The sequence below is a fragment of the Bifidobacterium callitrichidarum genome (assembly GCF_003129905.1).
In the GTDB taxonomy this organism is placed as follows: domain Bacteria; phylum Actinomycetota; class Actinomycetes; order Actinomycetales; family Bifidobacteriaceae; genus Bifidobacterium; species Bifidobacterium callitrichidarum.
Map to the genome: position 1 here is coordinate 118,764 of NZ_QFFM01000003.1, position 19,498 is coordinate 138,261.

At 55.3% G+C, this 19,498-nt stretch carries 28 protein-coding genes; 15 read left to right on the forward strand and 13 right to left on the reverse strand.

The window, feature by feature from the left end; genetic code table 11:
• Positions 1-40: 40 nt before the first annotated feature.
• The 8 genes from DF196_RS02120 to DF196_RS02155 all read right to left on the reverse strand — a co-directional run bounded on the left by DF196_RS02120 (position 41) and on the right by DF196_RS02155 (position 8,038).
• On the reverse strand, positions 41-493 hold the full coding sequence (locus DF196_RS02120) for a hypothetical protein (RefSeq protein WP_193852556.1): 453 nt from the start codon (positions 491-493) through the stop codon (positions 41-43).
• Positions 494-629: 136 nt separating this feature from the next.
• On the reverse strand, positions 630-974 hold the full coding sequence (locus DF196_RS02125; protein WP_109056290.1) for a hypothetical protein: 345 nt from the start codon (positions 972-974) through the stop codon (positions 630-632).
• A gap of 314 nt (positions 975-1,288) precedes the next feature.
• Entirely contained in the window at positions 1,289-3,838 is a 2,550-nt protein-coding gene (locus DF196_RS02130) for an ATP-binding protein (protein WP_109056291.1), read from the reverse strand.
• 169 nt (positions 3,839-4,007) lie between these two features.
• The gene (locus tag DF196_RS02135; RefSeq protein WP_109056292.1) at positions 4,008-4,508 is read right to left on the reverse strand and encodes a hypothetical protein; all 501 of its coding nucleotides are present in this window, start codon (positions 4,506-4,508) and stop codon (positions 4,008-4,010) included.
• Complete coding sequence (locus DF196_RS02140; RefSeq protein WP_109056293.1) at positions 4,505-5,740, reverse strand: hypothetical protein; 1,236 nt, start codon at positions 5,738-5,740, stop codon at positions 4,505-4,507. The genes DF196_RS02135 and DF196_RS02140 overlap by 4 nt, the downstream gene beginning before the upstream one ends.
• Complete coding sequence (locus DF196_RS02145; RefSeq protein ID WP_241519544.1) at positions 5,725-6,825, reverse strand: P-loop NTPase family protein; 1,101 nt, start codon at positions 6,823-6,825, stop codon at positions 5,725-5,727. Before DF196_RS02145 ends, DF196_RS02140 begins: the two co-directional genes overlap by 16 nt.
• A 287-nt stretch (positions 6,826-7,112) precedes the next feature.
• Positions 7,113-7,484, reverse strand: coding sequence for a hypothetical protein (locus tag DF196_RS13215; protein ID WP_146194670.1), 372 nt, complete (start codon positions 7,482-7,484; stop codon positions 7,113-7,115).
• 290 nt (positions 7,485-7,774) lie between these two features.
• Positions 7,775-8,038, reverse strand: coding sequence for a hypothetical protein (locus DF196_RS02155; RefSeq protein ID WP_109056296.1), 264 nt, complete (start codon positions 8,036-8,038; stop codon positions 7,775-7,777).
• A 242-nt stretch (positions 8,039-8,280) separates the two neighbouring features.
• On the opposite strand from DF196_RS02155, the gene DF196_RS02160 reads away from it, so the two are divergent.
• Positions 8,281-9,081, forward strand: a complete 801-nt coding sequence (locus DF196_RS02160; RefSeq protein WP_109056297.1) for a hypothetical protein — start codon at positions 8,281-8,283, stop codon at positions 9,079-9,081.
• Positions 9,082-9,220: 139 nt separating this feature from the next.
• On the opposite strand, the gene DF196_RS02165 is transcribed toward DF196_RS02160, so the two are convergent.
• The 4 genes from DF196_RS02165 to DF196_RS02185 all read right to left on the reverse strand — a co-directional run bounded on the left by DF196_RS02165 (position 9,221) and on the right by DF196_RS02185 (position 12,375).
• On the reverse strand, positions 9,221-9,574 hold the full coding sequence (locus tag DF196_RS02165; protein WP_146194671.1) for a hypothetical protein: 354 nt from the start codon (positions 9,572-9,574) through the stop codon (positions 9,221-9,223).
• Positions 9,575-9,681: 107 nt separating this feature from the next.
• Positions 9,682-10,446: a hypothetical protein gene (locus DF196_RS02170; protein ID WP_109056299.1), complete on the reverse strand. Its 765-nt coding sequence runs from the start codon at positions 10,444-10,446 to the stop codon at positions 9,682-9,684.
• A gap of 577 nt (positions 10,447-11,023) precedes the next feature.
• A complete protein-coding gene (locus DF196_RS02180; protein ID WP_109056301.1) occupies positions 11,024-11,464 on the reverse strand; it encodes a hypothetical protein in 441 nt (146 codons plus the stop codon).
• 140 nt (positions 11,465-11,604) lie between these two features.
• A complete protein-coding gene (locus DF196_RS02185) occupies positions 11,605-12,375 on the reverse strand; it encodes a hypothetical protein (RefSeq protein ID WP_109056302.1) in 771 nt (256 codons plus the stop codon).
• Positions 12,376-12,625: 250 nt separating this feature from the next.
• On the opposite strand from DF196_RS02185, the gene DF196_RS02190 reads away from it, so the two are divergent.
• Genes DF196_RS02190 through DF196_RS02240 form a run of 12 tightly spaced genes read left to right on the forward strand, consistent with a single transcriptional unit; the run spans position 12,626 to position 16,831 of the window.
• A complete protein-coding gene (locus DF196_RS02190; protein WP_109056303.1) occupies positions 12,626-12,946 on the forward strand; it encodes a hypothetical protein in 321 nt (106 codons plus the stop codon).
• Positions 12,947-12,948: 2 nt separating this feature from the next.
• Positions 12,949-13,188, forward strand: a complete 240-nt coding sequence (locus tag DF196_RS02195) for a hypothetical protein (protein WP_146194672.1) — start codon at positions 12,949-12,951, stop codon at positions 13,186-13,188.
• Positions 13,185-13,856 carry a hypothetical protein gene (locus tag DF196_RS02200; protein ID WP_146194673.1) on the forward strand — a complete coding sequence of 224 codons (672 nt, stop codon included), beginning with the start codon at positions 13,185-13,187 and terminating at the stop codon, positions 13,854-13,856. Before DF196_RS02195 ends, DF196_RS02200 begins: the two co-directional genes overlap by 4 nt.
• Positions 13,853-14,089 carry a hypothetical protein gene (locus DF196_RS02205; protein WP_109056306.1) on the forward strand — a complete coding sequence of 79 codons (237 nt, stop codon included), beginning with the start codon at positions 13,853-13,855 and terminating at the stop codon, positions 14,087-14,089. Before DF196_RS02200 ends, DF196_RS02205 begins: the two co-directional genes overlap by 4 nt.
• Complete coding sequence (locus tag DF196_RS02210) at positions 14,086-14,379, forward strand: hypothetical protein (RefSeq protein WP_109056307.1); 294 nt, start codon at positions 14,086-14,088, stop codon at positions 14,377-14,379. Before DF196_RS02205 ends, DF196_RS02210 begins: the two co-directional genes overlap by 4 nt.
• On the forward strand, positions 14,376-14,684 hold the full coding sequence (locus DF196_RS02215) for a hypothetical protein (protein WP_109056308.1): 309 nt from the start codon (positions 14,376-14,378) through the stop codon (positions 14,682-14,684). Before DF196_RS02210 ends, DF196_RS02215 begins: the two co-directional genes overlap by 4 nt.
• Complete coding sequence (locus DF196_RS02220) at positions 14,681-14,980, forward strand: hypothetical protein (protein ID WP_109056309.1); 300 nt, start codon at positions 14,681-14,683, stop codon at positions 14,978-14,980. The genes DF196_RS02215 and DF196_RS02220 overlap by 4 nt, the downstream gene beginning before the upstream one ends.
• On the forward strand, positions 14,977-15,834 hold the full coding sequence (locus DF196_RS02225; RefSeq protein ID WP_109056310.1) for an MmcB family DNA repair protein: 858 nt from the start codon (positions 14,977-14,979) through the stop codon (positions 15,832-15,834). Before DF196_RS02220 ends, DF196_RS02225 begins: the two co-directional genes overlap by 4 nt.
• Complete coding sequence (locus tag DF196_RS02230) at positions 15,831-16,112, forward strand: hypothetical protein (protein WP_109056311.1); 282 nt, start codon at positions 15,831-15,833, stop codon at positions 16,110-16,112. Before DF196_RS02225 ends, DF196_RS02230 begins: the two co-directional genes overlap by 4 nt.
• Entirely contained in the window at positions 16,112-16,312 is a 201-nt protein-coding gene (locus DF196_RS02235) for a hypothetical protein (RefSeq protein WP_109056312.1), read from the forward strand. Before DF196_RS02230 ends, DF196_RS02235 begins: the two co-directional genes overlap by 1 nt.
• 14 nt (positions 16,313-16,326) lie before the next feature.
• Positions 16,327-16,587 (forward strand): hypothetical protein, encoded by a 261-nt coding sequence (locus DF196_RS13220; protein ID WP_146194674.1) that lies wholly within the window; start codon positions 16,327-16,329, stop codon positions 16,585-16,587.
• Positions 16,574-16,831 (forward strand): hypothetical protein, encoded by a 258-nt coding sequence (locus DF196_RS02240; RefSeq protein WP_109056313.1) that lies wholly within the window; start codon positions 16,574-16,576, stop codon positions 16,829-16,831. Before DF196_RS13220 ends, DF196_RS02240 begins: the two co-directional genes overlap by 14 nt.
• 453 nt (positions 16,832-17,284) lie before the next feature.
• Here the strand turns inward: DF196_RS02240 and DF196_RS02245 are convergent, their stop codons facing one another.
• A complete protein-coding gene (locus DF196_RS02245) occupies positions 17,285-17,680 on the reverse strand; it encodes a hypothetical protein (protein ID WP_109056314.1) in 396 nt (131 codons plus the stop codon).
• Between the two features lie 166 nt (positions 17,681-17,846).
• Between DF196_RS02245 and DF196_RS02250 the strand changes: the two genes are divergently transcribed.
• On the forward strand, positions 17,847-18,767 hold the full coding sequence (locus DF196_RS02250) for a hypothetical protein (protein WP_109056315.1): 921 nt from the start codon (positions 17,847-17,849) through the stop codon (positions 18,765-18,767).
• 160 nt (positions 18,768-18,927) lie between these two features.
• Entirely contained in the window at positions 18,928-19,476 is a 549-nt protein-coding gene (locus DF196_RS02255; protein ID WP_109056316.1) for a hypothetical protein, read from the forward strand.
• The last annotated feature ends 22 nt before the right edge of the window (positions 19,477-19,498 follow it).

The window sequence follows — 19,498 nt, forward strand, 5'->3', positions numbered from 1 at the left end:
GTATCATCTCAGGCCGAGCCAAGAACTCGTCGCTTGCCGTTCACCAGCGGCCGCGATAGCGTTCGGGGCCCATCTCCTTCCTTATATGAGGTGTTTCGATGATGATGAGCTTCGTGTGGATGATGTCTTCGGGGACAGTGCTGTTGGGGAAGAAGATGTTTCCCTCCACTCCCCTGGATCGGAAGGTTTGCTGTGCTCGACGCCAGCGCAGCTGTTCGGTCGGGTCCTTGACCTTGCCTACTGCGAAGAACGGGACCAACAGTATGCACAGGGGGATGAACGCGCTGGCTATAGGGATGCCTACGAAGCTGAAGAGGCAGATGAAGATGATGACACCGAGCACGCCGCCGGCGATGGCCGCCATGACTGTTTTGGATCGTGCTTCGGTGTTCTTGGTGATGGTGATGGTGTTTTTCTTTTCGATCTCCTCCACTGAAGACACCTCAGTGATGTCGTCCATGGTCAGTCTTGGATGGGTGATGCCTTCCGCCATGATGCACCTTCCTTATATATAGGAGACCGCCGCTGTTCTGGTTTAGATAAGAAAAGGTCGTAGGGAGGGTTGGATCGGAGAGGATCCCCTGACACGTGGTGTTCCGATCCAACCACTCCTACGAAACCGGTTAGACTCAGCTGCCAAGGTAGTTCTGCAGGAACGAGCTCACACCGCTAATCAAGTTATCGATGAAGGTGGCGAACACCGGGAACAAGGCCACAGGACCAAGCAGCACGACGATGGCGAGGATCACACCGATGACTCGCTTGCCATCGGTGAACCATTCCTGGGTGAGCTTGTTCTGACGACCCATCATCTTGCAGATACCTGCTGCGATGAGGATGACGAACAGGACCACGGCGATAAGAGCCATGATGCTGGAGACAACCTGACCGGCCGTTGTACCGAACAAGTAGCCGATTGATTTATCGTAGGACTGCCTCAAATTGGAATCCGCAGCCAACAGGACTGTATCCATATCGGAATCCCTTTCTTCAACTAGGTGACTGTGTTGCTTCGCTCCGATGCGTGCCTGACTGCAGTACACCCCTTGATGAAGTTGAAGTTGGGGTTCCGTTGAATATGGTAATGGATAGAAAGAGGTTTGGGTATGGAGGCCCCCTTGGTTTCCCCTTTAAGCCCATCTATGTGCGGACAAGGTCAGAGACCTGGTATTGCCGTAGTGGCTGGATGGGGTCTCATTGAATGTGAGGGGCTCCTCTACCTATATATATGGAGGCGGTCAGTGACGTGTGATCACCGGCCGCCTCCATATATATAGGTAGAGGAAGGTCACTCTCTCCTGTCGAAGTCATGCACGTTAACAAGGAACGACGGCTGCAACTGCCCCTGGGTTCGGGTTCTCACCGCCGCACAATACTTGGGCAGGTTGCGGACCGCGCCGTTCGTCCAACCATCCTCCCCCTCATTGTCCGTGAGCACCGCGGCGGCCTGTTCGGCCACGCTCGGGTTCGGGGTGTTGAACGTGATAAACGTGCTGAATCCCATGAACGCGGTCAACAGTATCGGCGTCAGTTGCTCCGGATACTGGGTGGCGAACACGGGGATGACTCCGAAGCTTCGCCCCTGGTTCTTGATCTCAGCCAACGAATCCGGGTCGGCGTTGGCGAGGAGGCTGAGCTCGTCGCATACGATCATGGTGTGCTTGCCGGCCGCTTGCCACCCCTGGCAGTTGTCTTTGATGGCACCCCAGAGTCGTTTCATCAGCCATGCGCCGAGAATCTTGTTCATACGGTCCGGGAGCTTCATGCTGTCGCTGACCGGGGCGAGTACGAAGTGGTAGTCCCCGGGATTGTCCAATACCTGTTTCCAGGTGATCTGTCCTCGTTCCGGTGTGAACACGTGTTCCACGTCCATGAGCTGCTTGACTTTGTTGCGGGAGCTTTTGGTCATGTCCCGGAGTCGCTGGTCGCTGATGGACAAGTGGCCTTTCGCGTCCGGGCGTCCGTAGAGTTGTTCGGCGGCGCGCGCGGCCTGTTCTAGATCCGCGGCGAGACTCTTGTTGTCGCTGTTCTTGTATTCGAGGGCGAGGTCTCTGACGACTTGGCCCAACGCTCTGGCGCTTCCGACGGCTCCGTCCGATGCGGCTAGGGCGACGACGGCCCATCCGATGGGACTGGCTTGCTTGTTCATGTATCCGGCGCCGGGGTATTTCTGTTCCAGTTGGCGTGCCCTGTCCACCAGTACTTGCGGGTCGGGTAGTCGGCTGACTGCGACAGCGATAGTCATGGCGCTGGTGATGACGTCGAGCGAGTCGTTCATGATGTCGCCGGGGTCGAATGAGTATTGCATGCATTCGGCGATCTGTTGTCCGGTGGCTCGCGCGTCCTTGCCGTCTTTCATGCCGAGTAGGTCGATGGTTTTGACGTTCGGGTTGGCGAGGTAGCTGACTCGGCCGGGACGGCATTTGTCCTTGTGGTGTTGACGGTAGGCTTGCATGATGCGTACGCCGTCGGAGTCTTTCATGGCGAAGTCGATGATGCGACTGTCCTTGCCCCAGTCTTTTGACGACGTGTCAACACGGTGCATGTCGGCCCACTGCATGATGCCATGGGACAAGCCGGACTTGCCGGAACCTGCCTCGCCGATGATTGCGATACCGCCATACAACTGGTCCGTAACCAGGTACCCCTCGCGTCCGGTCTGGTCCAAACCAAGCGGAACTCCACCCTGTGCCAACGGTTCCGGCACCGGATGCGCCTCCTGCGTCTTCGCCGTAGCCATACCGCCCGGAGTCCATAACGCCATGACCGTCAACGGTGGCAGTAGGAGCGTGCTGCGTTGGGTTGGATATCCGACGATGACCCTGGTGTCATCGCGTCCGCCCAATGGGGTTTCCTTATCGGCTGATTCGGCTTTCCTGTTCGGTTCGAATCCACGGTAACGTCGCGGCTTCTGATAGATGTCATCCCACTTGCTGCGTCGCAACCATCGGATGAACATGCCGACCGTATATGCTGCTGGGATGAGTGTGACCGCCAAAGACAACGGTAGCAGAGCAAGCGCGAACATTGCAATCAGGGGTATGCCGATGGCGAGCATTTGTCCGAAGATGCTTGCGTTGGTAGCCACGTAGATGATCATCGCCGCCATGAGGAGTATGAGGGTGATGGCGATGGGGATGGCGAGCATCCATAGGTCGAGCGGGCTGAGCGTGGTCAGTATGAGAGTGAGGATGGTGATGGCGAGGCCGACTGTCCATCCCATGAGGCGTGGTTGGGATTGGTGTGCGCTGATGCGGCTCATCAACGGGTTGACTGCTCCGCCGATGGCTTTGGCGGTATTGATGGCCTCCTGTTTGCTGGCGGCTCCGACGCTGATGCGCGCGCACATGCTGCCGGAGCTGACGAGGTCGTCGCCGTCTTCGGTGGTGTTGTGTTCACTGGCGACCCAGTTGCGGATGCGCTGATCCTCCCAGTAGCCGTGTTCCCGGAGGTTGATGCTGACCCAACTGTCGTTGGGCATGAGGGATTCGACGCTGCGTTTGAGTTCCATGATGTCGCTGCGGAGTTTTTCCATGTTGCTCAATCGGTTGAGTCGGCTGCGCCATGGGATGATGGGGTGTGCTGATTCGTTGGCGGTGTCGGGGAGTTCGGGTTCCTGGTCGAGGGGTTTGACGTCGAAGCCTGCTTGGCGTCCTGCTCGTTTCAGACTTTCGGTGTCGCCGTATATGTATTGTTTGACCGGTTGGTCGCCGTGTTTGACGAGGAGGAGGATGCTGTTTTTGAGTTGGCCGCTGACGGTGCCGCTCATGGTTCGTTGTTGGTCGCCGGTTGCGGTTTGCAGTGTGCGGGTGGTGGAGTGCCAGCATGGTTTGCCCATTGGGTGCCCGCCTTCCTTTCCTTATATATAGGTGTGGGTGTTGGTGGTTTCCCTGTGGGTGCCGTCCTCTTTGTGCGCTCTCCCTGATTCGGGTTCCTCTTATATATGTGCGTGTCTGATTGTCGTGGTCTTGCCCACGGTCAGGCAATGGGGTTGTTCCGATCGGAAACTATTGGAGTCCCGGTGGTGTCCTGTATATCCACTCGTAGGGGAAACCGTCCGGCACTCTGAAGTCCACGAGATGCTCGCGTAGCATGATCGTCCACAACCATGAGGTCATACGGATCGTATCCTGTTGGGATTCCAACGCCCAACCCAGGTTCGCCCAACCGACCTTCATGTTGCTCTTGTCCCCCGCCAAGGCTTTCGCCTTGCGGATGGTGCGGAACGCGCGCTCCTGTCCGACCCCGAACATGACGACATCCAACTGCCAAAGTCGTATCTTCTTCAACGACGGGTCACGCATCATCTCCGGGATCAGCCAACGCAGCACCTCATCACGCCGCCCCTGCTCGCATAGTTCGCTCACATGATGCAGGGCGCGGGCGCGATGCTCCTCGGCCCGACGCTGCAGAGCTCGCACCGATGGTCGCACTACCAGGTCCGGGCCAAGGTCCGGTATCGGCGTCGTGGGAGTATCCATTTCATCCAGATCGTTCAGGTCGTTCACCGGACACCGCCTTCCCCCGCGAGACCTCCGATGAACCCGTACGAGTCGCCACGGTACAATGCCGGTTTCACCCAAGTACTGGTATCCCAGCCGAACACATCGAGGATGCTCTGGTTCATCAGGTTCCAACCCCAGTCGGTCAACTCCGAATAGTCCGCAGTCTGCGGGAGCAAACCCCAGTCCGTGTCGAACATGCTCCGCTCGTGTCCCATCAGGTCGGTGAACGTTCCCAGCCTATCGGTCGGATTGCCCTGTTGGTCGAACCAGTCATACCAGTTCGCCCAACCGATACGATTCGAAACCGGCGGCTCCCCCACCGTGATTCCAGGAAGGTTCGTCGACTCTTCGAAGATTCTCGTGAAGTTCAACTTACCCTTCGATACTTTCGGGATGAGCAGCCAGATACAGAGGATACCACGGCGACTCATCGGCGAATGAGAGAGGAAATCAACCCACGCTCTCATCTTCTTCGGCACATCAGTCAATGCTGATTGAACTTCGATCGCAGCAGCCACTCCTTGGTTGGTGAAGCCAAGCAGGTCCGGAGCATTGTTAAGATGGATGCCCATCTCACCTGTCGCTTGAGCATCCAATCGGCGGAACAACGCCCAACCATCCCCCGCCGCGTATTTCACACGATCATCATGAGCGAACGCCAAGCCGACATGCGAAGCGCAGGTGTTATGTCTCGCATACTGATGTATACCGACACCCGCGCGGATAATGGCATCAGTTGGATATCCAAAACCTGCTGCAAGTCTCGTGACCTTACTTACCTGTCCACGAATACCGTTCAAGCCCAACCAGATTTGTGGAACATACACTTTGGCCATGTATTCGCGTTTGGAAAACCCGATGTTCAATGCTCCGACACGGGACAATGCCCCGTACAGGTTCGGAGAGCTTCGAGTGAACTCTGGTACTGGATGTCTGACCAACCCGGCTCGCAATTGGCTGATGGTCGCGTTCCTCCATGACATGAGCGCGCCGATGATGCTCAGAACGGCTTCCCGGTTCTCCTGAACCATGGTTCTTGCCTTCTTCAAGTCGGTCACAAACCAAGGGTACCGATCTACTTCATGGATGCCTGACGCCATCAAATCCTGCATTTGAATTGGCTTGATCCAATCACAGTCGGATTGACCGAACCAAAGGTAATCATCCAACGGGTCAAAGCATCCCGTCCATGATGCCGTCGATGGGCTGCTGGGGTTCGTCACTTCTTCAGCCATCCGAACAGGCCTCCCTTCTTCTTCCGCTTTGGCTCGAACTGTTCCGGATCGAAACCACGGTCAGGCAACGCCCAGTCCAACACCTTCTCACGTACCCAGTCGAGTTCCGGGTCTGGCCAGTTGGATTGTCCGGCTGCGATGAGTTCACCTGTCTTGGTGGTCTGTCGTTCCGCTCCGAAGAAGATCCCGTAGTCGCTGTAATCGTATTGCGTGTAATCCGAGTCGGGCATGCCCGCCGGGATACTGTCCTTGATGCCGATGCACTCCTGCGGCAACCCGTGCGAGGGTAGCATCTGGAACACGGCCATCGCATCCGCCTGCGTCTGTAATCCGGCCTTCACGCTGAACAGGACAAGATCACCGGACCGCACCCATGGGACGATGAGCGCGCCCGCCGCCGTGCTCGGATCGTCCAGGTCCGCCGCACTGATACGGTCCAGGTCCACGACGATGAACTGCCAACGTTTGCGCGCCTCCTCCACGTAATCCAGATACTGTTGCCATGGGACGGTGACGCCGGTGGGTGGGGCGAAGCTGATGTCGTATTCGACGTTGAAGAACCTCTTGCCCGGGTTGGCTCCCATCGTCGCCTTCTGTCCCTTGCGCCAGTCGGCGATGCTGCGCACGTTCATGCGACGTTCCGGGTCGAAGAACGAACGTTGGGATGATTGCAGCATGTTGCCGTCCACCAGCAGGCTCGGCACTCCCATCTCTGCGGCCCGTTCGCATAGTCGACGGCTGGTGACGGTCTTGCCTACGCCGCCGCTCATGCTGGTCACGCAGATCAGCACGCCCATCGGATCCTCACGGCCCAATAGGACGTCGCCGACGAGACGCTTGTCGTTGATGCTCTGGTTCCAGAACCGTTGGGTCAGGTCGTTGACGCTGTGGTTGAGTATCTGGTCCGGCAATGGCAGGCATCCGACGGGCACTTGGCTTGCGTCGCACCAGTAGACGCGCCATCCGGCTTGGGAGACCATCATCCAATTGCCTGGCTGGTCCACGAACACGTATCCCCTGCCTTGCGGGGCGGGATGGTCGGCCAGGAATTTGGCTTGTACGTCGATGTCACCACCGCTGGGCACCCTCCACCGCTTCTCTGGAATCCGCTGGGAAATGAGGCCGAGCAGGTTCCCTCCCCCTATGATTAGTGCAACCATTTTGTCTCGCTTTCAAAAATGACGGGAAAATGCCCAATTACAGCTAGAATCGGTACCAACTTTCAAAAAACAGCGCCTTACTAATTGCACTATGTTTCGTTTCACTGACAATGTTCATAAGTAAATCTGGATGCCACTTCATTTCCGCGTTCGCTAGTTTCAGCGGAATCCATATTCACTTATGAGCATCATCAGTTCCACTACACTCCGTTTCATGTCGTTTCGGCGCTTTGTGCGCTGGTGCGTCGCAAAGGACTGCGCGGACAGATTTGCGTATCTGCCTCTTGCTTCCTCTCTTCGAGAATGCTTATGACCATCTTTCGATAATCATTATCATTTTCTTCGAGTTTCTTCGTTCCACTTCTTCCGAAATCTTCGCCTCGCCTTGCAGGCAGGTTGCCGATGTCGTTCTTCCGTTTCACGAATGCCGTTTTCGGTTTTCCGAAATCGAGCGTAATGGTTTTCGAACTTGGTTTTCGCTTCGCTTTGATTTTTCCGTTCGGCTGTTCTTGGTTCGCCTTGGCTCCCGTTTTGTCGAAATCTTGTTTCACTGCGTGATGCTTTTCAGTATGATGTTCGTTCATACTTTGAGTTGGACGATTCCTGTTTTCCTCTCTTTTCAGTTTTTCGTTTTCCCGGAATGGTGATTTCGTTCGACTGCAAACCATGTTCGGTTTTTGTTTGACCGTTTCCGCATTGCCCCGGTGATGCATAGCATCAGTCGGGTCACTGTCCGCCGTTTTTCTTTTTCGGGTTCCGCAAAGTTGTCGGGAACCACCGGCGCGGGCGGGCGCGGCCGGCGCGGGCGGGAACGGGGAACTATATATAAGGAAAGGTGTCCGCCGATACGATGATCGAAACGGACACCTGAAGTTCAGTCCTCGTAATATGCGGGCAGGTGCTTCTCCCACGCCTTGCGTACACCGTCGCCGTACAGCTTGGACAGGTCGTCGATAATCTTTTCATCCCTGATACGCTTGCAGGCCAGGCAGAGTTCATGGCGTTCCAAGTAATCCTTCTGGCAGGCGCTAATGTCCTCGCAGATACGGGTGTGGCCGCAGGTGAATGTGACCTCGCGTGTGGTGAGCGTATCGGTGTCGTCGCCGAGTACTTCGAGGAGTTCGTCGGTGGTAAGCATTTTCTCTCTCCGTTCTATTTTTCTGTTCTCTTTGTGTGGACATAATCAGTATATGTCGTTATGAGTTTCAACACGCCGAGCAAAGCGGATACGATGATGTTCGTCGGGGGAAACTTTTTGTGCGCGGTTGAGTACGCGGCGTGAACCATTATCCTATCCGTGACGCAACAAACCGGTGCCACCGGTCTGCGAAAACAATTCCAGCAACCACACACGAAAAACTTTGTTGAAGGGAATGGGTCATGGCTGATTTTCCATGGAACAATTTCAGGAACGACTCCGCGCAACCGCAGCCGGTGGAACCGCAGGTCGCGGAACCGGCTGAACCGCAGTTCGATGATCAGGACGGGAACGTTGACGACGTGAACCAGTATGAGAACGACGAGACGGTGAACGTCGATAGCGAGAACGTCGCGGACGAAACTGAAACTGAATCGGATTCCGAGGAGTCTGTCGAGGAAACCGAGGATGAAAAGCAGGACGATAACGGCGAAACCGAAGACGCCGACGACGAACAGGACGAAGCCGAATCCGATGAAGACGATGATGAGTCTGATGAGGAAACCGAAACCGCGACGGCCGAAACTCCCGCGTCGGGCCGTGGTCACCGCGTGAAGAAGAACGGCACCGTTCCCACATTCGATCGTTGGGCCGCGAAGAAACTCATCGACTGCCTCAACACACTCAACACGGAGAGTGGCGCGGCCGCAGCGAAGACGATTCTCGGAGCCGGCACCGCCGACCCGGCCACGCTACTCGCCCAACTGTCCGAGAAGAAGAACAGGAAGCGTGTCAACGAGGTCGCCGCGCAGGTCAAGGAACTGACGGGTTCGGATGATACGAGCGTGCTGATGATGAATCTCGCATTGGCGTTCAGCGCCGACAAGGATTTGGCGAAGAGCATGATGGGATTGTTCAACGCCGTCGCACCGGAGAAGGATTTCGGTCGCAGCACGGGTGACCCGCGTAAGGATGCGAAGAACGTCGCATCGAAGTGGGGGGATGGCGTGGATTTGAGTGTGATTTCCACGCTCGCCCTGTAATTCTCACAGTTAAATATGATTTAGGGGATGGTTCCTGTGCACGGGAGCCATCCCCTAAATCGTTTCGCAGTACATGACGCGCATTGGGAACTGTATTGATTAAACGCCATGAACCGTTTCCAAGAATATCCGTTGCGGTCTAGTCGCGGTTCAACCATTCCAACAGTCGACCGTTTTCCAACGGATGCTCCGCAACGTGACGGTTCCACCAGTCACGCGCGCGAAGATTCAATACTTCGTTGCGTGCGATGGATTGTGCGGCCTGTTCGCCGGTCATGCCGTTGTCTTCGATTAGGCAGGCGATCATTTCCGGAGTCGTCTCATACAGGCCGGGTTCGAAGATTCGTTTCTCGTATTCGCAGCAGTCGGATGTCTCCCACCAGCGTTGCAGGTAGCGCATCGTTTCCGTCATGTGACAGTCCGGGCAGGTGAAACGGTTGTCTGTGACGGTCAGGTTCTTACTGCTGCAGTATGGGCATTTGATGTCAGCCAATGGAGGCCACCTCTCTCAAAGAGTGTTCTTTAATCAAAAAATGAAACGGAAACCACGCATGAACAAATATCCGACACCAGACCGCGAATAGTCAAATCAGCCGGGTGTCAGGAAGACAAACGGACCGCATCCAAAACAAGCGCATTACCGACCGTCAGATTCAAAATATTCGGCCGAATCGAAACACGGTCCTTCAACAACCGGAAATTCCAATAATCCTGCAACGCATTCAACTTCGCGAACGACGATTCCAATACACGACGGGACGATATCGTCACCGGAGTGATTGATTTCAAAGTCTCGAAGGACATCAATAACTGCCGGTCCTCCGGACAATACAATGCAGCCAACACGAGCATATCCAATTCAAACGGACGCCCAACCGTATGCACACACGGCGACAACGGAATCTCACGCGGATTCGAAGTCAACGCTCCCACATATTCCGGAGTGAACCGCACCCACATTTCCGACAGAAACTCATCATCATGCCAGTACTCGATAAGTCTCATATCTGGTTTGGCAGGGAACACCATACGACCATCGGCCATGAGACGAATATTATCCGCAAGAATCTTCCTCGACTTCTGCGAATTGAACGTGCCGAACATTTTCGACAACAGTCGGAAACCACGATGGAACCTTAATACTCTTTTATCCGCGTCATAGGATGAATCGTTGCCGCATATCAGCGTCGAAAAGAACACGGTCAGTAATCTCGGTGTGCGGCCGCTCGGATGCGCCCCTTTCATATCACCGTCCAAACGGTACGGGAGGAAAAAGGGGTATGAGCCGGCGGTGACATATCCGACCGTTTTGGACAGACTACGGCCTGCGGGCGGATTCATATTGCTTTGCTTCGGGACGGTCATTTTTCACCTTGCATCTAGGTGCCGATTCGATATCGGGAATACGATAACCCGTCTGTGTTATGGGAATGAAATCGAATGGCGTGCCTTTATTCTCGGAATATCCGTCCGTCGTTAATTCATCGCCACCGATTATTGGAGTTCCGGATTAATTCAACCAGTCACCATATAAAAAAAATGTGGGCCGGAACTTGTATGTCCGGCCCACATCAGGTTTTCTGTAATCATAAGTCCGCGCTCTGGATTCCGAATGAACCCCACGGAAGTGGGGAATGAGCGCGATGCGTATCAAGAACTGCGACTGGTACGATTCAACCCCACTTGCGTGGGGACATAATAATTCGGAATCCAATCTTATGATTACGGTGATATTGGTTCGGTTATTCCTCGCTTCGTGGCATTCGTATTGCCTGGTGTCCGGTCATGTGTTCTTCTTCTTTGGCGGCTTGTGACCAGACCAGGTGTCGCATTTCCCCGTCGAGTTCACCGGGAAAATCGCGGGCTACGCGAATGAAAAATTGTGCCTGATAATCGTTTTGGATGATATCCCAGGTTGAGAGTCTGCGTCGGCGTCTGCGCATCAGCGTCCTCCTCTTCTATGCATGATTGGCGTATCGGTCATGTTGCGGATGATTGGTGGTGGCGTGGTTTTCCTGCGTTTGGTGACGGTTTTGCGTTTCTTGGTTCGTCGCCGGTGTTTGCGTTTCTTCTCCTCCATCGGCACATCCTGACCCTCCATGTACGGCCAAAGCGTAGGGTAAACAGCGAGCATCTCATTGCACGCCTCACGCAACCAACCATGCTCCACCAAACGACGAAGCCTGTTGATCTCCGCACTCGTGGTACTCGCCACACTCATACTCTTCGCACACGCCTTCACGGCGGCGACACCGATCTTCACCTGCTCGGGTTTCGACGCCCCGCATTTGATGTTGTTCGCCGCCTCATCCAACGCGCGATACATTTTCTCCAGTAACGCGAGCTGATCTTCAGGCGGATTGAATGTTGTTCCGATGGTCATTCGGCTGATGTCTCCCTTCCGTGTTCGTGAATCAATGGGGACCGGGTTGCTTTCCGCCGGTGGAAGCAAGAGAAATGCGGGCGCGACCAATAAAGCATGATTGATATGCGAGGCCGCGCCCGCATTAGGAAAAACACAAGTCAGATACGGACGCCCATCAACGGCGCATCCATCTGCGGCGTACGATACGTGGGCACGCTCGGCATCTGCGGCATTCGGTTCACAATGCCGCCCAACGTTTGAGACGGTTCGGGCAGGTCCGGAACCTTCAATTCGTCCAAATGCTTCTTGAATTGTCGCGCATACTCGTCATCGAGCTTCGACTGGGCACGCATCGCGACCAACGTTCCCATAACCACGGTCAACGTGTCCGTGGATGCGGGGACGCGCGGATCGGTCTGCGGCAGGCTTGCGGCAGCGGAATCCAGGTAGGCGGCCATGTTCGCGTATTCGCGTAACGCATCATCGTTGTTGGACAACCATGCGACGGCCGCGCGCAATGCGAACACGCGACCGTTCTTCGTGCGATCGTCCTGCATGGATAGTGCGGCGAGGTCACTGTCGATGTTGAGCATGACCTGCGGGTCGGTCTGGTTGCCGCCGCCGAAAATCTGTTTGAACAGTCGCACGCCTTGCGCGGGATCATGATAGGCGCTCATCAACTGCGTGTGCGTGAGCTTCGGGTTCGCGATGGACAGGAATGCGACGGTCATGAACGATTCGTCGTTGCGGATTGCGTTCAACAGCGAGTTGACGGTGCTCTGGTTCATCCAACGTGACGCGCCACGGTTCGTGTCATGCAGGCGTGATTCCCATTCGCGGATCGTGTTCTCGATGTTGTCGACCGCGGCGAACGTGGATGTTTCTGGATTCTTGTCGAAGTCGAATGGGGGCAGGAGGTTGTCGGTCATGTTTGTTGTTTCTCCGTTGTTTTGTTTGGTGGGGAGCGTGTTCCGTTTCCGTTCGGGCCGTTCGCGTTTTACCGTTTGCGACACTCTGGAATCGAACCGCGTTTCTCGTGTGGACATAATCAGTGTATCTTTGTTTTTGGGTCCACACCTAATCCGGACCGCAAGAAAAAATCCCAGCGTGTCGCGAAACCGACCGCAATACGAGGACGTGCGGCCGATAACAGAGTACAACAAGGAGAACGAACAGACAATGAACAGCGACCTCATGATGCGGTTGGTAAACTTCACCAAACGAGTCAACACACTCGCCAGCATCGACCCCGAAGGCAAGCGTGCGATCGCGCTCGGCGAGACGAAGCATTCCATCAAGGGTGCGGCGCGCGCCGTCGCGATCCTCTCCCCACAGTTGATGGGAATGAGCATCGACCCGTTGCCGGAGTCGAAGGCGACGACGGTCACGATGCTCGCCAAGGAAGGTGAGAAACTGTTCCACGATCTCGCCGAGGCCGGTGCGATCAAGAGCGCGCAGGCCGTGAACAAGGCGATCACGGAAATGACCGCAAGCGAGTGAACGTGCGTGAGATTCTTGTCCAATGGAACGGTTTCCGTTTCAGTGTCCGACAGGTGAACCTGTTGCGGCGTATCGCGGAAAACGGGTACGTGGTCGACGCCGGCATGGATAAGACCATTGCGGCACCGCTCGTCAATGAAGGCTTGTTGCAGCGCAATCATGTGATGGATACGATCACCGCGACCGCGAAAGGCCGCGACATCCTACGTGGAATGGGGTTCAGGATTCGAGGCGAACAGTGAACGTTCTTATCGGCTTCTCGGGGAAAATGGGTGCGGGCAAGGATACGCTCGCACCGCGCGTCATGCGCGAACTCGGTTATACGGGTGTGAAGCATATGGCGTTCGCGGATGCGTTGCGCGCGGAAGTGAACGGTTTCATCCACGTGATCCGTGCGGATGATCTGATGGCCATGGCGATACTCCCGTCTGACCCGGTGTTGACGAACATCATCGACATGTTGAAGAAACCGGTGAAAACCGGCGTAATCAAGGATGCACATGATCGGAGCAATACGATGCGCACCGTCCTGCAACTGTGGGGCGAACACCAGCGTGAGGATGATGATTCCTACTGGTGCGACAGGTTCGCTGAATCGTATCGGAAGAACATGAGACAACCGGTCATGGTTACCGACTGTCGTTATCCGAACGAACTCGACATGATCCACAAGCTCGGCGGTTACGTCGTCCGTTTGGATGCTTCCTCGGCGGCGCGTGCACGCCGCTTGTTGAATCGTGACCATCATCTGCCGGATTTGCATGCGTTCACGCATATCAGCGAAACCGCGGCGGACGATTACATGGATTTCGACGTTCGCGTGAACACGGATGGTTTGAATCCGGAACAGTTGACTGTTCTCATCGCCGACAGGCTGCGACCATTATTGAATGATGCGGGCAACCGATGAGCAACGAAATACGGTTCCGGATCAACGGACAAGTGTTCGAATCCGGGGAACAGGACATGGGAATGGCGTTGCTGACCGCCGGATTCATGGCGAACCGGGTGAATAAAACCTGCGTCGTGCTCGTGGATTGGAAGCGGGTTGCAATCATTCACCCGCATCAATCGCATGCGCATGATGCGTCCTATCTGCCGTTGATCCGGGAAAGCGAACAGGTTGGAATCGAGGAACAGTGAGCAGAATACAACTCAAATACGGGAACACGATCCAAGACACCGACCTATCCACCGTGTCACGCGCGCTCATCTACGCCGGATATTTCGCCACGAAAACCGGCATGGACTGTCACGTCCTCGTCGAAAACCATGAAATCGCGCTGATACACCCCGATCCGACCAACACGGATGGGAAACTCTACAACTACATCGAAGAGTACGAAGTGCAGCATGCGGCCGAACTCCTCGACAAGGAAGCACAGGAATTTCTAAACAAGGAAAACCACAAGCAGAAAGGTCCACGCCGATGAACGACTACGAAGACAACATCAACAATCCCATCGAACGCCAGTTGGAAATCGCACGCCTATTCGGCGATATCGCGACCGAAGCGTTGAACGCGCAAGCCAACCTGACGAGCACCGTCGTCGAGGAAGAGGATCTGGAGTACGCATACACGAAGGCCGGTGAAATCGAGGCGAGACTCGATAAGCTGGACGAAGCGTTGCGCGCACTGCTGGATGATGTCGAAAGCGACGAATCCGACGACGAGTTCGATGATCCCGATGACGACGACCTGTACGACATCGAAGATGAGGAGGATTCGGAGCGTTGAGCGTCTACACGCAACGTGAACAGGATTGCCTGCGCGCAGTCGCCACATGCATGGATAAGAAACAGGAGCGGGCCGCATACATGCAGGCCGCGGCCACTTATGCGTTGGCGGAGCAGACTCGTTTGCAGACGCTCCTGTTCTGTCGCATGTTCGGTGACATCAGTGACGCGGCCGGTAACCCGCGTTTCGAATCCGGCATGCCGAACGGTATGGGCGTGGATTGCATTTCCGCGTTGACCGATGATGATCTACGCACGTTGGGTATTCCGCAGACTCCGGAGACGTTCGGCGCATGACCGTGAAAACAATGGTTGATGATGCGACGCTGATACCGGAACAACCGGTACGCAAGGTGACGGCGTTCGATATCGGCGTCGCATTAATGGACAGATACCGGCGTACCGGTAACGGGTATTGGCCTGAAATCAGTGTGACCGATCCGGTCGGCGAACTCCGTTTGGATGGCGTCGCATTGGAATGGTCATACGGCAACATGTGGATTCACGGGTTCGAGGTGAAGATCAGCCGTTCCGATTTCCTGCGTGACAGTAAGTACACGCTGTACCGGAAATATTGTGACACATTGACGTTGGTGTGTCCGCGCAAGATGATTGACCGCAGTGAGGTTCCGGATGGTATCGGACTTATGTGGTATGAACCGAAAACGCATGAGGTGAAATATCGGCGTAAGCCGGAATACGATGCTCCCGGCACGGATACGAGCCAGATCACGAAGAAACTGTTGAAAGCACTGACGCAGGACGTGAAATTCAACAGTGCGACCAACCGTTGGGGCCATTTCAAGTCCGCACAGGACTATGTCGACCAAAAGACGACGATGAAGAACATCGGCCAAACATTAGGGTCGAAAATGGCGCGACGGTTGCAACAGTTGGAACACCAGGTCGAACCGAAATACCAGCAGGAGTTGCAAGAAAAGGCCGAAGCGTACAAACGGTTGGCGAAGATCCTGAACGACCACGGGTTCTTCATGCCCCAATGGAGTATCCCATCGGAACAAACGTTCAACGAATTCGAAGCCGATCTGGCTTCGATGACACCGACCGGTGAAGTGATCCGCGACATTGAGAACCTGCGAGACCAGTTGAATCGCAGTATCGAACAATTGAAGAACAAAGGAACAGAATGAGCGAAACAACGATGCAAACCAGGCTTGACCCGTTGTCCGACAGCGCTTATGTGCCCGAGGATCACGATATTCTCGAAGCGTACGTGTCCATGATGAGTGGCCGACTTCCCTTGGCGGAATTCATGGATGGGAATAATCCCGTCTGGTACAGACTACGGTTCATCAACCAGTTCCATCGTTGGATTGAGGAACACGATCGTCGGATGATGGAAAAAGCGTGGGACGCGGCAAAGGAATCCTACGATCAACCGAACCCGTATCGGAAGGACGGTAAGTAATGGATTCTCTGAGTGAATTGCGTCGTATCTTCGTCACCGGATATATCGACACCTACGGTGGCGGCAAGAGTCACGCCTTGGAAGTATTCGACCGATTGATAACCGATCATGATGCGACGATTGGCGAACAGGCCGCCGAACTTGCCTTCAAGGATTTAGCCGACCTGCAAGAACAGTCGGCGAGCGCTGTTGTTGTTTGATTAAGGGGTGGTTGTTGTTGGTTGCGGTTGGTGAGTTGTATCGGAATCGTTCTGGTGCGTTGTTGCGTATTACTGGTCGTGTGGTTTCCGGTGATGAATATGGTGCGGATTCTAGTGATGTGTTTTTGCCGGTTGACCCGTTGCGTGGTTCGAATATTTATGTGGCGGAGTGTTTGACGACGGTGGTTCGTTCGCGTTCGTTGGTGACGGCGGATGGTTTGAAGACTTGTGGGTTTGAATTGGTTGGTGAGGAGCGTACTAGTGGAGAGTCTTGAAATCGGGGACGAATATCTCCCCGAGTATGATGTGATTCCGACTGTGGTTGTCGGCTTGTTGCATTCGGGTCATTCCGAAATCGTGTGTACTGCGATCTGTGGTAAAGGTGATTTGGGTGAGGTGCGTGTGAATAATGGTTTCGACATGCGTTCACGTCATAATCTCGCGCGTCATTTGCGGATGCTTGCGGATGGTTTGGAAACGTTCATCGGCGAGGATATGACTTCGGAAGTCAACGGGTAGAATATTATTGTCGGTTCTGATTGATTCCACTGTCGGGGTTGGTCAGGAACGGCGCATGGTTTTTCCTTTCTTCTCCCATGCTGGCTGTTGTGGACTGGTGGGATACCTTCCGTTTCGACGGTTGGTGTCCCACCATTTTGTTTGCAGGTCGTTTCGTGTTCCGAAAAGACCGGATGATGCATGCTGTTCGCGGAATGAATGGCCGTGAGCACCCTGCGAGCGCCTATATACGAAATACGGTGAGGACAATACCTAAAAGTCGTATCGTCCTCACCATGGAAGATAGTGCGGCGTTCCGTACCAACCGAGGTTGATAGGGCAAGTTCGGTCTCCGTGTTTTTCAACGGCTTGGCCTGACCGGTAGGCTACAGCCATCCTTCTCGGTTCCTGCAGGATTGCGATTCGTATCGCCGTCCTGTTGTGATGGCTACCGTGCCGCCCGTGTCCGCAATCTTACTGGTTTGATTGTCGTGTGTTCCATGTGGTGCGGGTGTCCGTTACTAGTTGTCGTATCTCTTGTGCGTTCATTATTCCGTACAGTGGTGTGATCTGCCGCATGTCGATACCGTATTGGGTTATGTCATCTGCGATACGGTCCAGTGGTTCCCGACTGTCGGTGGTCAACGCGCTCTCCCAATCATTGACAAGCCGCTGGTAATAGTCGCCGTTGACTTTCGTTCTGATGCGGGGTATCCGTTCCAGTCCTTTGCGACGGATCAGGTCGAGTGGATAGTCATCAAGTATCCGGCGTAGGTACTCGTATTGTCGGTACTCCTCCAGACTGCGGAAGTCGCTCACGTTTCGGTGTTTGCCGGTTTCTTTGTCCCGGTTGGTTGATGGTTTCTCCATGCCGATTCTCTTCCATCGTGTTCGTGTCGTGTCCGCTTAGCATATATTGGCTGTGTTCTTCTTTTCTCTTTGCCGGGCTTCGGCATGTCGCAACCATATTGAATATATTCTGTAATCGTCCACACAATATATGCCGGCCGTCCGGCAGAACAGAGAGAAGCACAGCATGAACACCGTATACCGTAAGACGATTCCAGTGAACACGACGGGAACCATCAGCCCGTCATGGCCGCTCGCCGGCATGAGCGCCGGCACGATCCTCGGTCTCGCCGACAAGCCCTTGGAGAAGGCTCCCATATACAGGGGCGTCGATCTGCAGCTCACGAGCAAGGCCGGCGTCCGTATGGTCTACTCCAAAGAACATGGGACCGACTATTCCAAGGGACTGCCGCTCGTGACCCGGGAATGGCGTATCCGAGACAGCGACGACGTGACGACACTGCAGATGGAATACCGGGCCATGTACGAGCGGTATGCGTGCAGGACACCGTACAGCCAGCGTCTCCGGATGATCGAGGACAACCGGTATGCGGACCGTACGGGCGCGTTGTGCACCTACGTGATAGGAACGGTCTGCGACTACCACGAGCATGACGGGATCATCACCCGGATCTGTCTCATGTCCCCCATGGTCTCCCGCAACTTCGACTTCACATACCAGCAGCCGATCGACTCGCACCTGTGGCTGATGATCCGTGACATGCGCTCCGGATTCGATTATGCGAACCCGGACGACCGGTTCCTTAACACGCTCCACGACGAGAAACTCCATATCGGCGACATGATCAACGTCGCGGCACGCATCCGCTCCTACAGGGACTCGAAGGGACGCCTGCGTCTCGGCGTCGGCGAATGGAACCCGATGAGCGCGGCCATGATCTACGGGTTCGAACGATCGGACAGGAGCATGGGCCTCTACCACGTACCCCGGAACCTGATCCACCACATGACCATCGGCGACTTCCGCGCGAACGGCACGATCACCATACGCGCCGCCCGCGAACTGGGCGACGACATCGCCGAATGCGCCAGCCTCCAGCCGGCGGGCCAGTTGGTGGAACCCAAGACCGCATTGCCGGTCTACTGAATCACACTCGCCCCGTCATGTCCTGCGCTCGCTGTCTTTTTTTCGAACGCGAATATGCTTACCCCCGTAACGTTTCGTCGTGTCTCAATCCCCTAAATCGTATACTGTAATTGTCCACACAGAATAGATAGAGCGCACAAGCCACTAAGGAGAAGAGAACATGCTTACCGTCGAATACAAGACCAAGACCGGCGAATGGATCAAAGCCATCGACAAGGAATGGGCTACACGCCGCGGCGTCGAGCACTGGCTCAATCACACATGGGCCGGTGTCGGTCTCACCTGCCGTTACGAGCATGTGCGCGTCGTGGGAGAGGAATCCCGTCGCAAGCCATTCACAGGCATCGACCCGACCGGCTGGGTTCACGTGGGAGATGTCTTCCACTGCCGTTGGGGCTATGACACCATCAACAACGACTTCTACGAGGTCGTCTCCGTAAGTCCCTCCGGCAAGACCTGCACCATCCGCCAGATCAACACCCTCATCGACGGTGATCCCAATTATCCCGGCGGCTGCTATGCTCGCCCCCAACTAACCGGCGACGACCACTTCTGCGGCCAGCCCATTCCCCGCAAGCGCATCCGCGTATTCCAGCCGACCAGCGGCCGCGCATCATGCTCAATCACCATGAGCCCCGGCATGGGGTCCGCAATGCTCATGGAACCCGAAGACTACGTGCAAGGTTACATGGAAGACCATTGCGACTGACGGGATTGGCGCCGGCCATGAT